This is a genomic window from Weizmannia sp. WK01 (genome assembly GCF_025905465.1).
In the GTDB taxonomy this organism is placed as follows: Bacteria; Bacillota; Bacilli; order Bacillales; family Bacillaceae_C; genus Weizmannia; species Weizmannia faecalis.
On the sequence record NZ_CP109616.1, the window covers coordinates 2,264,768 to 2,285,793 of the forward strand.

The following is a 21,026-nucleotide window of genomic DNA, read 5'->3' on the forward strand; positions in this document are numbered from 1 at the left end:
GCATCTTTTTACCTGTCTCTTACTGGACTGATGTATTGATTTCTTTCAAAGTCACTTTATTCACTGTCGGGATCCCTTTCGGCGGGTTTAAAATCATATCTTTTTTAAAATTAACGGTGAGTCTGGACTTTACATGATCCGCAGGCTGGGGGTTTTGAAATTCCAATTCATATCTTTTGAAAATTAACAATTCATAGATTAACTTATTTATCGTCCAGCCCCTTGATGCACTTAAACCAATCGTATTCCCATAGATACCCCCATTAATTTTCAAATTTGATCCGATGCCATATATAAACAAGTCACGATTTGAGTAGAGATAAGCATCAATCACTTTTGGACGGTCTTCATACAAATTATTGTTGGCTAACTTAATATTTCCATCACAAAGTAAAATAAGCGTGCCACTACTGTTCGAGAAATTTTCGACATCTGCGTCTCCTCGTACATAAATGCTGCCGTTTGTATTGACATCCCCGCTGCTCGTAAGGGACCCATTGACATACATCACCCCGTTTAAATTCAATGCTGAAACCTCACTCAATGTCGCATTCCCGGCAATATAAATATACTGATTTTCCCCTGTCGACAGCACTCCGTTTAAATTAGCGCCACCGCCTACATAAATCTTGCCTTTTACTGTTAAATTTCCTTTGACAGTCAAATCATCTTTTACATAAAGATCTCCATTTACAGTCAGGCTTTTGTTTTCCCCAACGGTTAAATCATCGCCGACGTACAAGTTTCCTTTTATTGGTTGACTGCCAACCTGGCTGACTGTTACATCATAACCAAAAGCGTTCCCATACTTATCTATATTATAAGAATCGTAAGAATTTATTTTTAAATTTCCCGGCCATCCCAGCGCCTTGGCTGTAATCATATCGCCTACATTTATTTTGTCAACCGTTAACTGACGATTTTTCACAACCGGGGCAACAGAAAAGTAGCGGCTGAAGCTTTCAGGTCCAAATGGCTTCCATGAATAAAAGTTGTAAACCGGCGCCGATGTTCCTGTTCCTACCGGCTGCTGATCGGCCTCAAAATATCTTCCCTTCACTGTTAACGTCCCATTGATCGCTGGATAGTAAGTTTGAATATATTTCGTGTACCCCTCAACATAGTTCCCGTAGTTTGAAACATACAGATTCCCCCCGATATTCACATCCCCGATAATATAAGGAGACCCGTACAAATACATATTCGACGGCGTCACGGCTGTATATTGAAAAACGTCCGAGACAGTGGAAAGCGTCATCACCTTTGTTAACGTTTTTCCAGACTTTCCGATTGGCACTGTTATGGTGACTTTGCCCAAAACAATTCCGTCTGGTGCTGTCCCGTCTTTCAATGTTTTATATGCGATGCTGCATTTGCCGTTTTTCTGTTGCTGTATGCTCGTTATGGCTGCCTGAAGCATGCTGATCAGCTGGCTTGGCATGACAGTACCGTTCGCAATGGTACTATTGATGCTGTCAACTTGTTTCTCAATTAAAGCAGTCGCTTCATCCGCTACCATTTCCGCATTTAATTTATCCTGTGTGCCCGTTTCAGATACTTTTACTGTTTTAAAAGTACTGACGGATGCGGATACGAGTGAAACGGTGATAATCGCCGCGACTGCGAAAATGAGAAGGACGGTCACAAGCGTATATCCCTTCTCTTCTCTTAAAACATGCATCATGGATTCCCCTCTTCGCCCAGTTTATAAGCGGCATAGATCTTTTTCTCAAAATGATTTTGTGTGTCTTTCATTACAAAATGGCATATCAGGCTGCCATTCTCAACCGTAAAAGTTGTCCCGTCAAGTGAAATTCCATCGCTGTTTACAATCGTGCCTCCTACCGACAAGTTCCCGTCTGATACAGTGATTGTCTTGTCAGTTGAACTTTCCTGGTAGGTGCCGTCACTTCCAACATTTATATTGACATCCACTGCTTTGAAACGGGTAAAAGTCCCGTCATCATTTTCGTCATCAGGTTCAATGTCGTCCACATTTTCCATTGCGCTGTTCATGTATTGTAAAATAGCCGTTTGTTCTTTGACAAAATTTTTACGTGCCATGTCGCTTTTGGATTGGGTGATCACCGTATTTAAAACGGCATAAATGACCCCGATGATCATAAATGAAATGGTAACAGCCGCCAGTAATTCTACTAAAGTGAGCCCTTTTTCATTCCGGCATTTCATCTTTTCACATACCCTTTCACTTCAACCGGTTTTAGATGATTTCCACTGTCGACTTTTACTTTGACCAGCAGGAGGCGGTCAGAAAGGGAAGAATCCGCCGGAAGGGAAACGGACACATATGCCTTATAACCGGAAATTTCCGCAGCGCTATCAAGCCCTAAAACCGATTGAATATCAGCTTGTTGTGTGGTGTTCGCCATTTGCTGCACTTCATTAAAGTTTTTTTTCTGGTAAGCTCTTAATATCCCGGTTGCAATTTGCAATGCAGACAGCGAGTCATCCGCTTTCTTTGTCACGCCCGCATTATTGGCCAAAATGGAACCCACTGTGAGCATCACAATCGCTAAAATCGTAATCGAAGCGAGCACTTCGACAAGTGTAAATCCCCGGTTGTTTTTAAAAAGGGGTTTTTTCATAACAACCTCCGCTAAGCATTTTGTCCTGCGTCTTATTTCCTATAAAACTTATTTTATCAAAAAGCGCCGGGAAAGTAATTCAACAAATAGAACAAATAAAAAAAAGGGCAGAACTTTTTCAGCTCTGCCCGTTCCTTTCTGATTGGCCCAAAATGTATTTCCGGACTTTCGAAATAAAGTATAAAGACCCCGTAATGACTAAAACATCTCTTGAGCCTTTCATTTCTTTTATTTTAGCAAGTACGGTTTCTTTCCAATCCTCCGAAAATGATTTATTTTGATGATGGCTTATCTTATACAACATCTCTGCCGGAATCGCTCTTGGAAAATCAAAAGTTGTGAAAATGATTTCGTCTGTTTTGTGGTCGAGTTTCGGAATCATGTGATCCAAGTCTTTGTCGCCAAGTGCGGAAAAAATCATGTGAATGTTTTTCCCGCGCAGATGGGTGTCCATTGTTTCGATCAGGCTGTCAATGCCTTCCGGGTTGTGGGCGCCATCGATGATAACGAGCGGGTCATCCAGCAGTTTTTCAAATCGGCCGATCCACTTGCTGAGGAGAAGGCCTTTTTCCAGTGCATGCTGCGGGATGCGAAAATGGTGGATATGTCTTAACAGTTCTGCCCCCATAACGGCAAGCGCGGCATTGTAAATCTGATGGCGCCCCATCATGGCGATCGACAAGCAGTCATAGGCGCCGTACGGAGAAGCAAAGCGGAAATGTTCACCAGTTAGATCCCCACCAATCTCCGCAAAAGAAAATTCCTTTCCGGCACGGAAAAGCGGTGCCTTTTCTTTTGCCGCTTTTTCTTCAATCACCGCTAGCGCATCAGGCAGCATTGCTGTCGTTGCAACCGGCACCCCGTGTTTGATGATGCCCGCTTTTTCAAATGCGATCTCCGCAATCGTATGGCCAAGCACATTCATATGGTCATGGCCGATATTGGTAATCAGGCTGACAAGCGGTGTGATGACGTTGGTGGAGTCAAGCCTGCCGCCAAGGCCGACTTCATAAATAACGATATCCACCGGCCGGATGTCGGCAAAATACACAAGCGACATCGCTGTAATGACTTCAAACTCTGTCGGTGCGCCGAATGCTGTGTGCTCCAGTTCTTCTGCAAGCGGGCGGATCTCGTTTGTAAGCCGGATGAGGTCTGCATCTGACACCGGCGTTCCGTTTATGCTGATCCTTTCGTTAAACTGCTCAATATACGGGGAAGTAAAGGTGCCGACCGTATAGCCTGCCTGCTCTAAAATATTCCGCAAAAAGGTGACGGTCGACCCTTTGCCGTTCGTCCCGGCCACGTGAACCGTCCGGATTTTTTGTTCCGGGTGGTGCAATTTTTCCATCAGCCACTGCATCCGCTCAAGCCCTGGTTTCATCCCGAATTTCGAGCGGGACCGGATCCAGCCGACCGCTTCTTCATAGGTTTCAAACATATGCCTTTCCTCCCGTATGCAAGGAAGACGAATCCGTAAAGAATTCGCCTTCCACCCTTGTATTACTGGTTTTCAAGTTCTTTGATGCGCGCTTCGACGGTGCTTCGTTTTTCAAGATAGTCTTTTTCTTTTGCCCGTTCTTCGGCAACGACATTTTCCGGCGCTTTTTTCAGGAACCCTTGATTGGACAGTTTTTTCTGGACGCGTTCGACTTCTTTATTCCATTTCGCCAACTCTTTCCGGAGCCGGGCCAGTTCTTCTTCAAAATTAATGAGTCCTTCAAGCGGCAGGAACAGTTCAACGCCGGAAACGACTGCAGTCATGGCTTTGTCCGGTGCCTCGAGGTCAAGCCCCATTTTCAATTCATCCGGGTTGCAGAAACGGGTAATGTACGCTTCGTTTCGTTTTAAAGCCGCTAAGACCGTTTCGTCTTTCGCTTTCAAATGCAGTTTGATTTTTTTGCTTAACGGCGTATTCACTTCCGCGCGGATATTGCGGACGGAACGGATGATGTCGACAAGCAGTTTCATTTCTTCGCTAGCCGCTGCATCTGTAAGGCTTTCGTCCACCTCCGGCCAAGCGGCTGTTGTGATCGATTCCCCCTGATGCGGAAGGTTTTGCCAAATTTCCTCGGTAATAAACGGCATGAACGGGTGCAAAAGCCGCATCGTATTGTCGAGCACATACGCAAGGACCGAGCGTGTCGTTTTCTTCGCTGCTTCATCTTCGCTGTAGAGCGGCAGTTTTGCCATTTCGATGTACCAGTCGCAGAAATCGTCCCAGATAAAATTGTAAAGTGCGCGCCCAGCTTCGCCAAATTCGTATTTGTCCGCCAGTTTTGTAACGGTTTCGATCGTTTCGTTCAAACGCGTTAAAATCCATTTGTCAGCGACTGATTTTTCACCGGACAGATCCATTTCTTCGTATTTCAGCCCGTTCATGTTCATGAGTGCAAAACGGGAGGCGTTCCAAATTTTATTGGCGAAATTCCAGACCGCTTCAACTTTTTCGTAACTGAAACGCAAATCCTGGCCCGGTGCGCTACCGGTGGTAAGGAAATAGCGGAGCGAGTCCGCGCCGTATTTGTCGATGACTTCCATCGGGTCGACACCGTTGCCGAGCGATTTGCTCATTTTCCGCCCCTGCTCGTCGCGGACAAGACCGTGGATCAGGACGTCTTTGAACGGGCGTTTGCCGGTAAACGCAAGCCCCTGGAAAATCATCCGCGATACCCAGAAGAAAATGATGTCATAGCCGGTCACAAGCGTATCGGTCGGATAATAACGCTTGTAGTCTTCCGCTTCTTCATCCGGCCAGCCCATTGTCGAAAACGGCCAGAGCGCCGAGCTGAACCACGTATCGAGCACGTCCGGATCCTGTTCCCAGTTTTCAATATCGCGGGGCGGCTCGGTGTCAACATACACTTCGCCGGTTTCTTTATGGTACCAGGCCGGAATCCGGTGGCCCCACCAGAGCTGGCGCGAAATGCACCAGTCGCGGATATTTTCCATCCAGTGCAAGTACGTTTTTTCGAAGCGTTCCGGCACAAAATGGACTTTTCCTTCCGACGCCTGCAGTTTTACTGCGGCATCAGCGAGCGGCTGCATTTTCACAAACCATTGCGTCGACAAATACGGTTCGACAACCGCGCCGCTCCGTTCGGAATGGCCGACCGAATGGAGATGGTCTTCCACTTTGACAAGAACGCCGAGTGCTTTCAAGTCCTCCACAATCTGTTTGCGGCATGCAAACCGGTCCATCCCTTTGTATTTTCCGGCATTTTCATTCATTGTGCCGTCCTCGTTCATCACAAGGATGCGTTCGAGATTGTGGCGGTTCCCGACTTCGAAGTCGTTCGGGTCATGGGCCGGCGTAATTTTTACGGCACCGGAACCAAATGTCATGTCCACATACTCGTCTGCGATAATCGGAATTTCGCGGCCGACGATCGGCAATACAATCGTTTTCCCGATTAAATGTTTGTAGCGTTCATCATCCGGGTGGACAGCGACCGCCGTATCACCGAGCATCGTTTCCGGGCGCGTTGTTGCGATTTCGATCGTGCCGGAACCGTCGCTTAACGGGTATGCCAGATGGTAAAATGCGCCCTGCACCTCTTTGTAGACGACTTCAATATCGGAAAGCGCCGTTTTCGTTTCCGGGTCCCAGTTGATGATGTACTCGCCACGGTAAATCAAGCCTTTTTTATAAAGCGAAACAAATACTTCTTTTACAGCTTTTGACAGCCCTTCATCGAGCGTAAAACGTTCGCGCGAATAATCGAGCCCAAGGCCAAGTTTTGCCCATTGTTTGCGGATAAATTGAGCGTATTCCGCTTTCCACTTCCATGCTTCTTCCGTAAACTTTTCGCGGCCGAGGTCATAGCGGGATTTGCCTTCTTCACGCAGTTTGGCTTCCACCTTTGCCTGCGTTGCAATCCCGGCGTGGTCCATCCCCGGCAGCCAGAGCACATCATAGCCCTGCATCCGTTTCATCCGGGTTAAAATATCCTGTAAAGCCGTATCCCAGGCATGGCCGAGGTGGAGCTTCCCGGTTACGTTCGGCGGCGGAATCACAATCGTGTACGGTTTCTTTTCCGGGTCGCCTTTTGCTTCGAAAAATTTGCCGTTCACCCACCATTCATAGCGTCCTTTTTCAACAGCCTGCGGATCATATTTGGTCGGCATGCTGATGTCCTGCTGTTCCATTTGCATCATTCCTTTCTGCGTCTTTTACGGATAAACACAAAAACTCCCTTCGCCATAAAAGGACGAAAGGAGTCTGTTCGCGGTACCACCTTTTTTCACGGGCAAACGGATGCCCGGCACTCTCGGGTCAGTAACGGCACTTCGCCGGCTTTTGCTACTTTCGGTTTCACAAAAGCTACTCCCGGGCGACCTTCCAGCCTGTTTCGCATAGGAAATCTTTCAGCAGCTGATTTCCCTCTCTGCATGGAAACAAAATCTGTACTCTTCCCGTTCATTGTACTTTGATTTTTGAAATTGACTATAGTTTATGGTATCGGTTTTTGTGAAAATCGTCAATAGCATTGCCCATTTTTAGAAAAAATATGCGGCGGATGCACTGATCCGCCCGCTTTTCATACATTATTTTTGAGGGATAGGTGGATGATGATGAAGAAAAAAATTGACAAACAGGCCGTCCGTACATGGGCGCGGAATGCAAAAAAAGTGTGCAAGCAGCTGATTCTTCCGTTCTCCGTCTTTCAGGCCATCCGTACGATTATTTTTCCGACGACGTTTGACGTTTTGCTGCTTGCCATATTTATTCTCATTTATCTCGGGTTTCAGTATGAATGGTTTTAGTGGCCGTTCCTGCTTTTCATGACGCGGGGGCGGCCCCTTGTGACAACTGCATGACGACATACTCGGTATTTTTCATTCGCCAGTACTTTTCCTGCAGTTTCGCGACTGCTCTCGCTTCATGGCGTTTTCCTTCATTTGCAAAGTATTCCTCCACGGTTTGGATGATCGGTGCGGGATAAGCGAGATAGCTGAAAAATAAGCTTTTTTCATCTTCTTTCAGCGGAAAATAGCTGAAATAGGTCTTCACCCAATCCACGCAGTCGTCAAACCGGCTCGGATAGGAATCGAGCGTCCGCGACAAGAAGGGAAGCAAGTCATAAAAAGGCGCAGCGTTTTTCGCCAGTTCGAAATTGGTAAAGTACCCGAGCCCGCGTTCATCGTACAAAAAATGCTCCGTTGAAATTTTTCCGTGGATGGTCACCGTTCTCGCTTTCTCCATCTCTTTTGATTGTTCATACCAGTTTTCCAGCTGCCGGATCGAAAATTTGAGCGCCTGGTTCGTTTCATTGTAAAAGGTGCAGTACAACAGGGCAAACGGGGACATATAGACCTGCTCTTCACACCGTTCAAGGAACTCTTCCAAAAAATCCTGCTGCCCGTACCAGCGGGAAAGGGTTTCTTCATAGTATTCCCGCCGTTTTTCTATTGAGATCTCCGTATCTTTGACGGACAAGCTGTGCAGGCGTGCGAGTTCCCTGAACATTTTTTGATGTTTCTCGCCGCGTGCTTCTTTTTCTTCGTTTGGCAGCCAGGGCATTAAATAGTATAATGCCCCGTTATACAGCACCCCGTAACGGCCGTCCAACGCGGGATAGACCGGGACAATACGGTTGTATCCCCGCTGGTACAGAGACTGGACATGCCGGATAAATCCCATCCCGTTTTGCGGTGCAATTTTTTTTAAAGCAAAGATGCCCTGGCCGGTATAAATTTTATACACTTTTCCGTACCGCCCGACATATTCAGCGTTCAGGCCGTAATGCTTTACAATCCGATTGATGTCCTGCTGCGAAAGGTCAGTCACCCGTTTCACCTTCTTAGAGCGCTTCTCCTGAAAAATAGGCGCTTGCTCATTTTCATTCCCCCGCTGCGCCGCATTCGCCGCGGCTTGAACATAGGCGCAATCTAGGTTAAGAATAGCTCGTTTTGCACGCTTCCTTACGCAGGCGCTTAGCCCCTGAATTTCAGATGCATCCTTCACCTAGACGCCCGTGCCTGTGAATGCTCCGGCTCAGTGATTTTTTTCGGCGCGCGCGTTTGCGGGAACGTACAGCACTTGCCCCTCATATACATCCTGGTTCACTTCCAAATGGTTCATCCTTAAAATCTGCTGGACATTGATATTGTATTTTTCAGCAAGCTGGTCGAGCGTCTCCCCGCTTTGGACGATGCAAACCTTTAACTTGGCAGGCTTTTCTTCATCTCTCCGGGCAAAAAAGTCGGCAAGCGAAATAGATTCGTATTTTTGCTTCTTTTTCTTCTTGGCAGCCGAATCCTTTTCTTCCGGCACTTCCTCTATTTTCTCCCCGCTTTCCGGCGACTCTTCCACAATCGTTTCGCTGCTCGCCACAGAAGAAGATTCATCTTTTTCAGGCGATTCTTGCTTGAGATAAGCAGAAGATTCATCTTCCATTGCCTTGCTCTCGATCCGGAAAACGGGCTCCGTCTTCCCGGCGTCATCCGGCTCAAGAGATTCTTCGTTCAGAGCCGTTTTGCTCTCCGTCCGGAACGCGGATGCGGTTTTTCCGGACAATTCCTGTTCAGGATGCCCTTCATCCCGCACTGGGTCGGCCTGCCATTCGTTCCGCACCGGTACGCTTTCCGCTATGGATGCAGACTCGTTTTTGCCTGAAAACTCCGGTTCTGCATGCCATTCGTTCTGCACCACTCCGCTCTCCGCTATGGATGCGGATTCGTTTTTGCCGGAAAACCCCGGCTCAGCGTGCCACTCATCCCGCACCGGTTCACTTTCCGCTATGGATGCAGACACATTTTTGCCTGAAAGATCCGCTTCAGCATGCCATTCGTTCTGCACCACTCCGCTCTCTGCCAACGATGCAGACTCATTTTTTCCTGGAAACTCCGGCCCAGGATGCCACTCATTCTGTACCAGTTCGCTTTCTGCCAACGATGCAGACTCATTTTTTCCGGAAAACTCCGGTTCCGCATGCCATTCATCCCGTACCGGCGCGGCTGTTTCCGCCTGCCATGAAGCACTTTCCGGCACTTTTCCGCCTGCTTCCGGCAAGAGACTCTCCTCTTCTTCTTCCGGCAGTTCGACCGGTGCTAGCACATTCAGTTCGTTTGTGTACGGTTCCGGCTGAGCAACCGATTCTTCCGGCACCACGCGCGATTCGATCGTAAAAGGTGTATACAATTCCGGGTCAGCGTGAGATTCATCCTCTTCTTCTTTTTCCTCATCTGCACGCAAAGGCACTTCTTCAAAGCTTTCCGCTTCTTCCATAAAATGGCGGGGCGGTTCGGTGCTCTCTTCTTCTTGTTCCGATAAACTCCACTCGGAATGGCTAAAAGGCGCCTGATATGCTGCGTCCGGCTCATCCAAATAGGTTTCCCGGCCGTTCAAATCCGGGTATGGTGCTGTTTCGGCTTCGTCCTCTTCCTCATCCCCGTCTTGCAATATTCCCTCAATCGCAATATCCGCATTGATTTTTAAACAATCGGTTCCGTGAAATTGATAGTCAAATCCTTCTATATTGACGTCCAGTTCCTCAATATCCGCAATTCTTGTCTTCGGAATGGTAACGTCTACCGGGAAAGATTGGTAAAATTCAAATATGCCGTCTTCTTCCCGGTACTGGACCGCCTGCACATACTTCCTGAACAGCACATCTTCCCCTTCTTCTTCCCCGCAACCGATATACTCCCCGGCCAAATAGAGATTGCCTTTGATCACGACATACTGCTCCAATTCCTGTATGGTGATATGGGGATCCAATGATATTGATAAAAGTTCTTCAACTTCCTGTCCTTTTTTAAACCAAATCAATTCTTCTAATGAAAATCGTATGGACGATTGATTTTGCGGCAAAGCGGGTTCCTCCCTTCAATTCCTCCAAATCCCAATGAATATGTCATTTACACTGTATGAAGCAATCGGGGTTTTTATGATCGCAAATAAACCGCAGCATCCGTAAATCACTTGAATGGCTTTTTCGCAACAATATTGGACGGGGAGAGAAATCGATAAAAACCGGCTCATCTGTTTTCAGGTTACCCGTTCAAAAACTTAGATTTGGTCGAGCTAGGCGAACTGATTCGGCCATCCGTTTTCGGAGTGATCCGTTCAAAAACCATCGGGCCACCCACAGAGCGTGAAATTTTCCCTACTGCTACTTCTCTCTCGCCCGCAGCGGACAGAACGCAAAAAAAACCGGCTCATCCATTTTTGGACTTGCCGGTTCATAGCCGCAGGATTACCCGCGGATTGCCTTAAATGTTTTTTCTGCTGCTTCAACGGTACGGTCAATATCCTCGTCCGTATGCGCGGCGGACAAGAAGATGCCTTCGAATTGGGACGGCGGGAGGAAAATGCCGTTTTCCGCCATGCCGCGGTAGTAGCGGGCAAACAGATCCAAATCCGAAGTGCTTGCTGATGCAAAATTATTGACTTCTTCATTGGTGAAAAAGATGCCAATCATCGATCCTGCCCGGTTAATGGTATGCGGGATATCGTATTTCACCGCTGCCTCATGAAAACCTTGTTCGAGGCGGTCGGCTTTTCGCCTGAATTCCGCATACGTTTCAGGTGTTAACTGCCGCAATGTTTCATATCCGGCCGTCATCGCAAGCGGATTGCCGGACAAAGTTCCTGCCTGGTAAACAGGGCCGGTCGGTGCGATTTTTTCCATAATGTCGGCCCGTCCGCCAAATGCGCCGACAGGAAGGCCGCCGCCGATTACTTTGCCGAGGCAGGTCAAATCAGGCGTTACATCAAAGTAGCCTTGTGCACAGTGATAGTCGACACGGAAACCGGTCATCACTTCATCAAAGATCAGGAGGGCGCCGTATGCTGATGTGACTTCGCGCAACCCTTGCAAAAAGCCGGGCTTCGGCGGAACAACGCCCATATTGCCGGCAACCGGTTCGACGATGATGCAGGCAATATCTTCTCCGTACTGCTCGAATGCCGATCGGACGGCTTCCAGATCATTGTACGGGACGGCAATGGTATTTTGCGCGATTCCGAGTGGCACGCCGGGGCTATCCGGCAGACCGAGTGTGGCAACGCCCGACCCTGCTTTGATCAGGAGCGAATCGCCATGGCCGTGGTAGCTGCCTTCGAATTTTAAAATTTTATTCCGGCCTGTATAACCTCTTGCTAGGCGCAGAGCACTCATTGTGGCTTCCGTGCCGGATGAGACCATGCGGACGATTTCAATCGACGGTACGCGTTCTTTCACGAGTGACGCCAGTTTATTTTCCATGATCGTCGGCGTGCCGAAACTCGTCCCTTTTTCGGCCGTTTTTTTCAGCGCATCCACGACCCCAGGATTGGCATGGCCAAGGATGAGCGGCCCCCATGACAGCACGTAATCAATATATTCGTTTCCGTCAATATCATAAATTTTTGCGCCTTTGCCGTGGTCCATAAAAATCGGGTTCATGCCGACCGCTTTAAAGGCACGGACAGGGCTGTTCACCCCGCCCGGCATTAATGTGACCGCTTCTTTGTATGCTTCGATTGAATTTTCATATGAGCGCATCTTTCAACCTCCCGTTTATTCCGCAAGCCAGCGAGCAATATCGAGTGAAAAATAGGTAATGATGAGATCGCAGCCGGCACGCTTCATGCTTGTGATCATTTCAAGAACAATCGCCTTTTCATCAATCCAGCCGTTTTGTGCGGCGCCTTTTACCATGGAATACTCCCCGCTCACATTATACCCGACAACCGGGAGGCGGAATTCATTGCGCACATCACGGACGATATCAAGATAAGAAAGCGTCGGTTTTACGATTAGAAAATCTGCCCCTTCTTCCACATCCGACTGTGCTTCACGCAATGCTTCGAGCCGGTTGGCCGGATCCATCTGGTACGTTTTCCGGTCCCCGAAAGCGGGTGTGCTGTCAGCAGCTTCGCGGAACGGACCGTAAAACGCGGATGCATATTTGACCGCATAACTCATGATCGGCACATCTTCAAAGCCTGCTTCATCAAGCCCTTTGCGAATCGCGGTGACAAACCCGTCCATCATATTCGAAGGAGCAATGATATCAGCGCCTGCTTTTGCCTGGCTGACCGCCGTTTTCGCAAGCAGGTCAAGGCTTGGGTCGTTTAAAATTTTCCCATCTTCCACAACGCCGCAATGGCCGTGATCAGTGTACTCGCACAGGCAGGTATCCGCGATCACAATGATATCCGGGTAATTTTTCTTGATGAAACGGATGGCTTCCTGAACGATGCCGTGATCGTGGTACGCTTCCGTTCCGGTTGCATCTTTATGGTTCGGTACGCCGAATAAAATGACGGATTTAATGCCAAGGGAAACGACTTCATCCATGATTTCATGGAGCCGGTCCAGCGACCAGTGATACACACCCGGCATCGAAGCAATTTCATTTTTAATATTTTCGCCTTCAACTGCAAAAATCGGATAAATCAAGTCGTTCACTGTTAAATTCGTTTCGCGCACCAAAGCCCGCATATTGGCACTTTGGCGAAGTCTACGGTGACGGGCAAACTGTAAATCTTTCATTTTATTTCCTCCTAAACTGGTAGAATGCCGCAATGTATTGCATATTTATCCGGGAAGTATGCACAGCTGCCGGCTTGTTGGGAATGATTGCGACGGTCGCGGGCAAATCCCGCTTTTTCTATTTTGTTTTCTTCGTGTCGAACATCGCCCGGCTGGTAATCTCTCGGAGAAAACCGTACATGGCAGCCGGTTTGTTAGGCCGGCCGCTTCAATCCCGGGTTCGTGCCGGTTTCTATCTATTTTTCTTCTAAACGGACAAAATCGCATAATGCCCCAAGCATGGCCTCGACGGTGTATTCATCCGGGCAAACCGCTGCACGGCTGCCGGCTTTTTCCACTGCCTGCCTGGTTGAAGGGCCGATGACTGCGATCCGGGTTGAAAGCCCAGCGATATCCATGCCGCTTTCTTCAAGCGCGCCTTTAAAATGGCGGAAGGCGGACGGGCTTAAAAACAGAGCAAAATCGATGTGCTCCCGCCCGAGCAAACGGGTAAGCTTTTCTTTTGCCCCCTCCGGCATATACGTCTCATAGACAATCCATTCCTCTGCTATTATACCGCTTTTTCTTAGAAAATCCGCAATTTCTGTCCCGGCCAAGTTTCCTTTCGGGAGAAGGACGCGGCTTGCCCGGTGTCCGCTCCGCAAAAATTCCCGGGCAAAATCTTTTGCCGTAAACTTCCGGGGCGCAAAAGAAACCTTTAAACCGGACTGTTCCATACAGGCAGCCGTCTTTTTTCCCACAGCTGCCCAGTTTATGTTCAAATGCTCACATGCTATACCCGCACGGCTGCATGCTTCCAAAAAATAACGGACCCCGTTTTTGCTTGTAAACACAACCCAGTCGTATGCCGAGAGTTTTCGCAAAAATACAGATGCGGACAGGTCGGCATATGCACGGAAGGAAACCATCGGGACGACAAAAGGGGTGCCGCCGAGCGCTTCAATTTGTGCGGCGAGCTTTTCGCCGTCTTTTCCGCCTCTTGTGATCAGGATATTTTTCCCGCTTAAAGGCCCATTTGCCGTCATGACTGCCCGAGCTCCGCTTTCACTTGTTCAATCAGCGCCTTTGCCCCTTGCCGGCTTAAAATATCTGCCGCCTTTTCTCCGGCCGTTACCGGGTTGTGGGAGACAACCGTTTCTTTATATACCGTTTTGCCATCAGGGGAAGCGACAAGGGCAGTGAGGGAAATGCCTTCTGCCGTTTTCTTCGCAAGGCCGGCAATCGGTACCTGGCAGCCGCCTTCCATTTTATCAAGGAAGACGCGCTCCGCCTTTACCGTTTCCGCCGTTTCTGCGCTGTCGAGCTTCCGGAGCGCATCGAGCAGTTCCCCGTCATCGGCGCGGCATTCGACAGCGAGCGCGCCCTGCCCGATTGCAGGCAGGCAAATATCCGGATCAAAAAATTCGGTGACGGTATCCGCACTCCAGCCCATCCGTTTTAAACCGGCTGCCGCGAGGACGATCGCATCGTAATCCCCGTTTTTTAATTTTTCCAGCCTTGTATCAATATTGCCGCGAACAGACTTAATGCGGATATCGCTTCTTACAGCAAGCAGCTGGGCGCCGCGGCGGAGGCTGCTTGTCCCGACAACCGCCCCTTCCTTAAGGCTGGAAAAAGGGGTGCCGTTTTTGGAAATCAAGGCATCCCGGACATCTTCACGTTCCGGAATGCAGCCGATCACAAGCCCGTCCGGAAGCACAGCCGGCACGTCCTTCATGCTATGTACAGCCATGTCAATTTCATGATTCAACATGGCATCTTCAATTTCTTTCACAAACAGGCCTTTCCCGCCGACTTTGGACAGGGTGACATCGAGCACTTTATCGCCTTTTGTGGTGATTTCCCTGATTTCAAAACGAAAAGGCAGTCCGAGCTGTTCAAGCTTCGCCACCACCCATTTCGTCTGCGTCAGGGCAAGTTTGCTCCGCCTCGACCCTACGACAATTGTTCTCATCCGGCAATCCTCCTAATAATACAAATGAAAATCCGATAATCCTGTAATTAGAAAAAAGTTAATCAAAATGATTAAAAAAGCAGCCATATTCCAATAAGCCAGTGTTTTTCCGAACATGTGGCGGCGTTCGCCCCCATACAGGAGAAAACTGTATACAAGCAGCACGACAAACGACCCGACAATTTTCGGATCAAGCCAGTGAATGGCCGGAAGCCGCAAGTATGCCCACCATAGCCCGAGAATCAGCCCGAGCAAAAGGACCGGGACCGCAATGGCATTCATCCATTTCGAAAGCCGCTCCAGTTTTGCAAGGTCATTCAGGCGCCAGATTCTGTGGCTCCATTTCTTTTCCTTCAGCCACTTATATTGTAATAAATACAGAACGGAAAAGACAAAGGACAGGGAAAACAGCACATAAGCAATCAGCGTCATCGTAATATGCATGAGCAAAAGTTCCGATACCATTCTTCCTGCCCCTTGTGAGACCTTCTCCGGGGCAAAAGCGTGGACCGTCATGATAAAAAAGCCGATGACATTTGTAAAAAACACGGTAAAGTCAACGCGCAGCAGGCGGTTCAGGGCCAGAGACAGCGTCAGCAATGCCCATGCATAAAAATAAAGCCCCTCAGACAATGTCAAGACCGGGAACCGTCTGGTGTGAGCCATGTACAAAATAAATATAACCGTCTGCAATGCCCAGACAACGGAAAGAAAACGGAAGGCAGCCTTGTTAGCCTTCCGGTTCCGGTGGAGAAAGTCAAGAAAATAAAGCAAAATACTGGCTGCATAAAGCAAAATCATGCCTTCATGCAGTCTGTCCGTCCATACGGCATACATTGCCGGGCTCCCCGGTTAACCCGAATAGGACGGGCGGACTGCATGCCGCGCCATTTCGGCTGCCGGTTCCGCTTGTCCCGTTTCTGTTTCTAAATTAAAAATTTGGCGGAACAGTTCTAGATTCCGGGCTGCATCCGGCGAACCCGCCATTTCTTTTGCCTGCAGAATCGGATCTTTCAGCATCTGGTTAATAATGCTTTTTGTATGTTTGCTGATGACTTTCCGTTCGCGTTCTGTTAAGTCCGGCAGCTTCCGTTCAATGCTTTTCATCGTTTCCGCCTGGATCGCGAGCGCTTTTTCCCTGAGCGCCGTGATCACCGGCACCACCCCGAGTGTATGGACCCATTCATTGAATGCGCAAACGGCATCGGAAATCATGTCCGCAATCTGCCGGGCGGCTTTTTCGCGTTCTTTCAAGTTGGCTTCCACGATGCCTTCCAGGTCGTCAATATCATACAAGAAAACGGATTCAAGGGACGCGGCTTCCGGATCAATATCGCGCGGCACGGCAATATCGACAAGCAGCAGTGGGCGCCCGTTCCGTTTCTTTTCAATGGGTTTTAACTTGTCTGCTGTAAGGATGTACCCTTTTGCCGAAGTGGAGGTAATCGCGATATCCGCATCCAAAAGCGCCGTTTCCAAAGATGCCAGCCCGAGTGCCTCGCCATCGAAGCGTGCGGCAAGAAGCCCGGCTTTTTCCGGCGTCCGGTTGATGACGGTAATCCGGGTGGCACCGCTGCCGTGAATGTTTTCCGCAGCCAGTTCGCCCATCTTGCCGGCGCCGATGATGACCACTTTTTTATCAGCCATATCGCCAAAAATTTTCTTCGCAAGCTCCACAGCCGCATAACTGACCGAAACAGCATTGGAAGCAATTTCCGTTTCCGTATGGGCTTTTTTCGCTAGTGTGACCGCATCTTTGAACAGGCGGTTAAAAATGGTGCCGGTTGAACCGGATGCTTGGGCCAGCAGAAAACTGTCCCTCACCTGCCCGAGAATTTGCGTTTCACCGAGCACCATCGAGTCAAGCCCGCAAATCACTTTAAACAAATGCGCAATGGCTTCGTTGTCTTCGTAAATAAACAGATAGGGGGCAAATGCTTCCTTATCTATTCCGAACCATTCTGACAGAAAATCTTTAATATAATAACGCCCGGTGTGTGCCTGGTCGGCAACCGCATAAATTTCCGTACGATTGCATGTAGACACGATGACATTTTCCAAAATGCTCTTTTTCTTTTGCAGCGCCGCCATCGCATCCGCGAGTTCCGCCTCATCAAACGACAGCTGTTCGCGGATTTCAACCGGCGCAGATTTATAATTTAATCCGACAGTAAGTATTCTCATTGTTGCCCTCCGGCACCCCCATTTTATCTTGCCAAATGCATAGGATTGAATGTTGATCTATGTTAAGATGAATAGAAGAAAAAAGCTCGTTTTTCTCTTTTGAAATAATACCATTCCTACCTGTAAAATAGCAGAAACAGGCGATGGTTTCAAGCATCTAGATTGAAGGAAAGAAGTGTGTCCCATTGAAAAGCCGCAAAATTTTTTCCGCGATTATCCTGATCGGGTTCGGGCTGTATTTTTATTTGCAGCGTTTTGACCTCACCGGCATGAAGGACTACTTTACATGGCCGACGCTGTTGATCATTGTCGGGCTCGCTTTTTTAGGCGAAGGCTACTGGGGCCGAGACGGGGAATCAATTTTGCCGGGGGTCATTCTCGTCGGGTTCGGCCTCCACTTCCACCTTGCCGGCAAAATCGCCATTTGGCCGGATAATATCGGGGTCTTTGTTCTCATTATTGCCATCGGCTTTTTGCTCCGTTCGCAAAAAACCGGGGACGGCACGTTTTACGGGCTGTTGTTTCTCGTGCTATCCATATTGCTCCTGTTTTCCGATAAAGTAATGGGATGGTTCGGCCTTGTCGAAAACAATGTTTCTTCCCTGATCAATTTCTGGCCGGCCGTGCTTGTCGTAATCGGCGTCTACCTGCTGTTTGCGAAAAGAAGGGGGCGGAAATAACACCCGCCCGTGCAGTCCGGCATGAAAAGCCAAGTACCCAAACAGCCCCGCGCGCCCAAAAAAACAACCAGGCGCTCATTACCGGCATTTTCCGGGGCCGGACCGCTAAAAAATACGATTTTAGATCCGGATCCTGCAGAAAAGCCCGGTGCCCGCATGCTGGCCCCGGGCTTTATTCACTTAATTCTTTCCATCAGGGAAGCCCACACTTTGTCCTTTCCCTCTCCTGTTTCAGATGAAAATAAAATGATTTCGTCTTCTTTTTCCAGATTCAGCGTTTCTTTTGCTGTTTTCAAATGAGATGCCCATTTGCCTTTCGGGATTTTGTCAGCTTTTGTGGCAACGACGATACACGGGATTTTATAGTACTTTAAAAAATTGTACATCAAACAGTCATCGTTTGTCGGCGGATGCCGGACATCGACAATGAGCACGACCGTCTTCAGCTGTTTTCTTGACGTCATGTACGTCTCAATCATCCGGCCCCATTTTTCCCGTTCTTTTTTCGACACCTTCGCAAACCCGTAGCCGGGAACGTCGACAAAGTATAATTTGTTTTCGATTTTGTAAAAGTTCAGCGTCTGGGTTTTCCCCGGCTTGGAAGAGGTTCTGGCAAGGGCTTTGCGGTTGATCATTTTATTGATAAAGGAAGACTTTCCCACATTTGACCGTCCGGCAAGCGCAATTTCCGGCAAATGCCCTTCCGGATATTGCTCCTGCCGCACCGCGCTGATGACCAGTTCTGCCTCCGTTACTTTCATTTCTCCTCACCTGCAATGGCAATTTCAATGACTTCATCCATATGCGTGACCGGGTAAAAATGGAGATCCCCACGCACGCTTTCCGGAATGTCATCCAAATCTCTCTCATTTTCTTTCGGAATAATAATTTTCTTCAGCCCCGCTCTATGTGCGCCGAGCGACTTTTCCTTCAATCCGCCGATCGGGAGTACTCTGCCGCGCAGGGTGATTTCGCCTGTCATCCCGACTTCCTTATGCACGGCATGCTTCGTCAGTGCGGAAATCAGGGCGGTCGCAATCGTGATCCCGGCAGAAGGGCCGTCTTTCGGCACAGCGCCTTCCGGAACGTGGATATGAATATCATACTTTTCATGGAAATCAGGCGCAAGCCCGAGTGCTTCCGCTTTGGAGCGGACAAAACTGAAGGCGGTCTGAGCGGACTCTTTCATCACATCACCGAGTTTTCCGGTCAGGACCAGCTTTCCTTTCCCCGGTGAAAGCGACACTTCGATCTGAAGCGTATCGCCACCGACGGTCGTGTAGGCAAGCCCGGTCGCTACGCCAATCTGGTCTTCCATCTCGGCCTGCCCGTAATGGAAAAGCGGCTTCCCGAGAAAGTCAACGATATTTTTTGCTGAGACCGTGACCCGTTTCCTTTTCCCTGATACTATGATTTTCGCCGTTTTCCTGCAAATTTCGGCCAATCTCCGTTCCAGGCCGCGCACGCCTGCTTCGCGTGTATAGCGGCGCACGATCAGGCGGAGGGCTTCCGCATCCATCCTCAGCTGATTGCGAGCAAGCCCGTTTTCTTTTATTTGCTTAGGGAGCAGATGGGTCTTGGCAATTTCAATTTTTTCCAATTCCGTATATCCGGAGATCGAAATGATTTCCATCCGGTCGCGCAAAGGGCCGGGAACCCCAGACAGATCGTTGGCCGTTGCAATAAACATCACTTTCGACAAATCATACGGCTCTTCAATAAAATGGTCGCTGAACGCATGGTTCTGTTCCGGATCGAGCACCTCAAGCATTGCGGCTGAGGGGTCGCCGCGAAAGTCGCTGGCCATTTTATCGATTTCATCGAGCAAAAAAACCGGATTTATCGTGCCGGCTTTTTTCATGCCCTGGATGATCCGCCCCGGCATCGCGCCGACATACGTTCTCCGGTGGCCACGGATTTCCGATTCGTCCCTTACACCGCCGAGCGAAACGCGGACAAATTTTCTGCCCAAAGATTTTGCGATTGACCGTGCCAGGCTCGTTTTCCCGACACCCGGAGGCCCGGCAAGGCAAAGGATCGGCCCCTTGATCGACCGGGTCAGCTGCTGCACCGCCAAGTATTCAAGGACGCGCTCCTTTACTTTTTCAAGGCCGTAGTGGTCTTCGTTCAAAATCTTTTCCGCTTTCGCGACGTTGAGATCATCTTCCGTAGCGTTCGACCACGGGAGCGTGATCAGCCAGTCCAAATAATTGCGGATCACCGCGCTTTCAGACGAGGCAGCCGGGATTTTTTCATACCGGTCCAATTCTTTGAACGCGGTATTGGCCACATGCTCGGGCATGCCAGCATTTAAAATTTTTTCGCGCAGCTCATGCACTTCCGCCGTTTTGCCTTCTTTATCACCGAGTTCTTTCTGGATGGCTTTCATTTGTTCCCGCAAATAATATTCTTTTTGCGTCCGCTCCATCGACTTTTTCACTTGTTGGCTGATTTCTTTTTCAAGTTGCAAAATTTCCTGTTCATTTTTGATCAGCCCGATCAGCTTTCGTATTCTTTCTTTTATATCAATCGTTTCGAGAATGTCCTGCTTTTGCGGAAGGCGGAGCGGCAAATGGGATGCGATAATATCGGCCGCCTTGCCCCCGTCTTCCATATCGGAGACCGCCTGGAAGGTTTCACCCGAAATTTTTTTCGACTGGCTGATGTACTGATCGAAAAATTCGAGCATCGTGCGCATCAACGCTTCCGTTTCAGCATCCGGCCGAAACTGCTCATCAAATGTTTCGACTTCGACGGAATAAAAGGTGCCTTCATCTTCAAAAGAGACGATTTTTGCGCGCCGCACGCCTTCCACGAGCACCCGGATCGTCCCGTTCTGCAGTTTCATCATCTGGTTCACTTTTGTGAGCGTTCCGGTTTGGTATAAATCTTCCTGTTTTGGTTCTTCGATGGAAACGTCTTTTTGTGTCGTCATGAAAACTTCGCTGCCATGCATCATGGCGTTTTCAAGGGCCTGGACAGAGTAGTCCCGGCCGACGTCCAAGTGCAAAACCATCGATGGATACACAAGAATCCCCCGTAAAGGAAGCAAAGGAATTGTGTATGCGGATTGTGTTGTCATCTCAGCACCCCTATCTTGATACGTCTTTTAGGGGGC

The 21,026-nt window shown here is 48.9% G+C and carries 17 protein-coding genes and 1 other annotated feature; of the genes, 2 read left to right on the forward strand and 15 right to left on the reverse strand.

Annotation, left to right across the window (positions count from 1 at the left end; translation table 11 throughout):
- Positions 1–19: 19 nt before the first annotated feature.
- From OF158_RS10865 to OF158_RS10885, 5 genes are all read right to left on the reverse strand, one after another.
- Entirely contained in the window at positions 20–1,684 is a 1,665-nt protein-coding gene (locus OF158_RS10865; RefSeq protein WP_172653409.1) for a bactofilin family protein, read from the reverse strand.
- Positions 1,681–2,190 (reverse strand): prepilin-type N-terminal cleavage/methylation domain-containing protein, encoded by a 510-nt coding sequence (locus tag OF158_RS10870; protein ID WP_035184489.1) that lies wholly within the window; start codon positions 2,188–2,190, stop codon positions 1,681–1,683. The genes OF158_RS10865 and OF158_RS10870 overlap by 4 nt, the downstream gene beginning before the upstream one ends.
- Positions 2,187–2,606 (reverse strand): prepilin-type N-terminal cleavage/methylation domain-containing protein, encoded by a 420-nt coding sequence (locus tag OF158_RS10875; protein ID WP_013859827.1) that lies wholly within the window; start codon positions 2,604–2,606, stop codon positions 2,187–2,189. Before OF158_RS10875 ends, OF158_RS10870 begins: the two co-directional genes overlap by 4 nt.
- Before the next feature lie 118 nt (positions 2,607–2,724).
- Positions 2,725–4,047 carry a bifunctional folylpolyglutamate synthase/dihydrofolate synthase gene (locus OF158_RS10880; RefSeq protein WP_035184488.1) on the reverse strand — a complete coding sequence of 441 codons (1,323 nt, stop codon included), beginning with the start codon at positions 4,045–4,047 and terminating at the stop codon, positions 2,725–2,727.
- A gap of 62 nt (positions 4,048–4,109) precedes the next feature.
- A complete protein-coding gene (locus tag OF158_RS10885) occupies positions 4,110–6,755 on the reverse strand; it encodes a valine--tRNA ligase (protein ID WP_035184486.1) in 2,646 nt (881 codons plus the stop codon).
- 55 nt (positions 6,756–6,810) lie between these two features.
- Positions 6,811–7,039: a binding site (T-box leader), on the reverse strand.
- A gap of 142 nt (positions 7,040–7,181) precedes the next feature.
- Between OF158_RS10885 and OF158_RS10890 the strand changes: the two genes are divergently transcribed.
- Positions 7,182–7,373: a hypothetical protein gene (locus tag OF158_RS10890; RefSeq protein WP_014097848.1), complete on the forward strand. Its 192-nt coding sequence runs from the start codon at positions 7,182–7,184 to the stop codon at positions 7,371–7,373.
- Between the two features lie 16 nt (positions 7,374–7,389).
- Here the strand turns inward: OF158_RS10890 and ysxE are convergent, their stop codons facing one another.
- The 8 genes from ysxE to hemA form a co-directional block, all read right to left on the reverse strand.
- Positions 7,390–8,406, reverse strand: a complete 1,017-nt coding sequence (gene ysxE / locus OF158_RS10895) for a spore coat protein YsxE (RefSeq protein WP_026104585.1) — start codon at positions 8,404–8,406, stop codon at positions 7,390–7,392.
- Between the two features lie 198 nt (positions 8,407–8,604).
- Complete coding sequence (locus OF158_RS10900; RefSeq protein ID WP_035184479.1) at positions 8,605–10,422, reverse strand: LysM peptidoglycan-binding domain-containing protein; 1,818 nt, start codon at positions 10,420–10,422, stop codon at positions 8,605–8,607.
- Between the two features lie 385 nt (positions 10,423–10,807).
- Positions 10,808–12,097: a glutamate-1-semialdehyde 2,1-aminomutase gene (gene hemL, locus OF158_RS10905; protein WP_014097845.1), complete on the reverse strand. Its 1,290-nt coding sequence runs from the start codon at positions 12,095–12,097 to the stop codon at positions 10,808–10,810.
- A gap of 15 nt (positions 12,098–12,112) precedes the next feature.
- On the reverse strand, positions 12,113–13,090 hold the full coding sequence (gene hemB, locus OF158_RS10910; RefSeq protein ID WP_014097844.1) for a porphobilinogen synthase: 978 nt from the start codon (positions 13,088–13,090) through the stop codon (positions 12,113–12,115).
- Between the two features lie 236 nt (positions 13,091–13,326).
- On the reverse strand, positions 13,327–14,115 hold the full coding sequence (locus OF158_RS10915; RefSeq protein ID WP_014097843.1) for a uroporphyrinogen-III synthase: 789 nt from the start codon (positions 14,113–14,115) through the stop codon (positions 13,327–13,329).
- Positions 14,112–15,044 carry a hydroxymethylbilane synthase gene (hemC, locus tag OF158_RS10920; RefSeq protein ID WP_014097842.1) on the reverse strand — a complete coding sequence of 311 codons (933 nt, stop codon included), beginning with the start codon at positions 15,042–15,044 and terminating at the stop codon, positions 14,112–14,114. Before hemC ends, OF158_RS10915 begins: the two co-directional genes overlap by 4 nt.
- Positions 15,045–15,056: 12 nt before the next feature.
- On the reverse strand, positions 15,057–15,881 hold the full coding sequence (gene ccsA, locus OF158_RS10925; RefSeq protein ID WP_014097841.1) for a cytochrome c biogenesis protein CcsA: 825 nt from the start codon (positions 15,879–15,881) through the stop codon (positions 15,057–15,059).
- Positions 15,882–15,896: 15 nt separating this feature from the next.
- Positions 15,897–17,228 (reverse strand): glutamyl-tRNA reductase, encoded by a 1,332-nt coding sequence (gene hemA / locus OF158_RS10930; protein ID WP_014097840.1) that lies wholly within the window; start codon positions 17,226–17,228, stop codon positions 15,897–15,899.
- A 185-nt stretch (positions 17,229–17,413) separates the two neighbouring features.
- On the opposite strand from hemA, the gene OF158_RS10935 reads away from it, so the two are divergent.
- Positions 17,414–17,908, forward strand: coding sequence for a LiaI-LiaF-like domain-containing protein (locus OF158_RS10935; RefSeq protein ID WP_014097839.1), 495 nt, complete (start codon positions 17,414–17,416; stop codon positions 17,906–17,908).
- A 176-nt stretch (positions 17,909–18,084) separates the two neighbouring features.
- Here OF158_RS10935 and yihA read toward each other — a convergent pair whose 3' ends face one another.
- Complete coding sequence (yihA, locus tag OF158_RS10940) at positions 18,085–18,669, reverse strand: ribosome biogenesis GTP-binding protein YihA/YsxC (RefSeq protein WP_014097838.1); 585 nt, start codon at positions 18,667–18,669, stop codon at positions 18,085–18,087.
- The gene (gene lon, locus OF158_RS10945; protein ID WP_014097837.1) at positions 18,666–20,990 is read right to left on the reverse strand and encodes an endopeptidase La; all 2,325 of its coding nucleotides are present in this window, start codon (positions 20,988–20,990) and stop codon (positions 18,666–18,668) included. The genes yihA and lon overlap by 4 nt, the downstream gene beginning before the upstream one ends.
- Between the last annotated feature and the right edge of the window lie 36 nt (positions 20,991–21,026).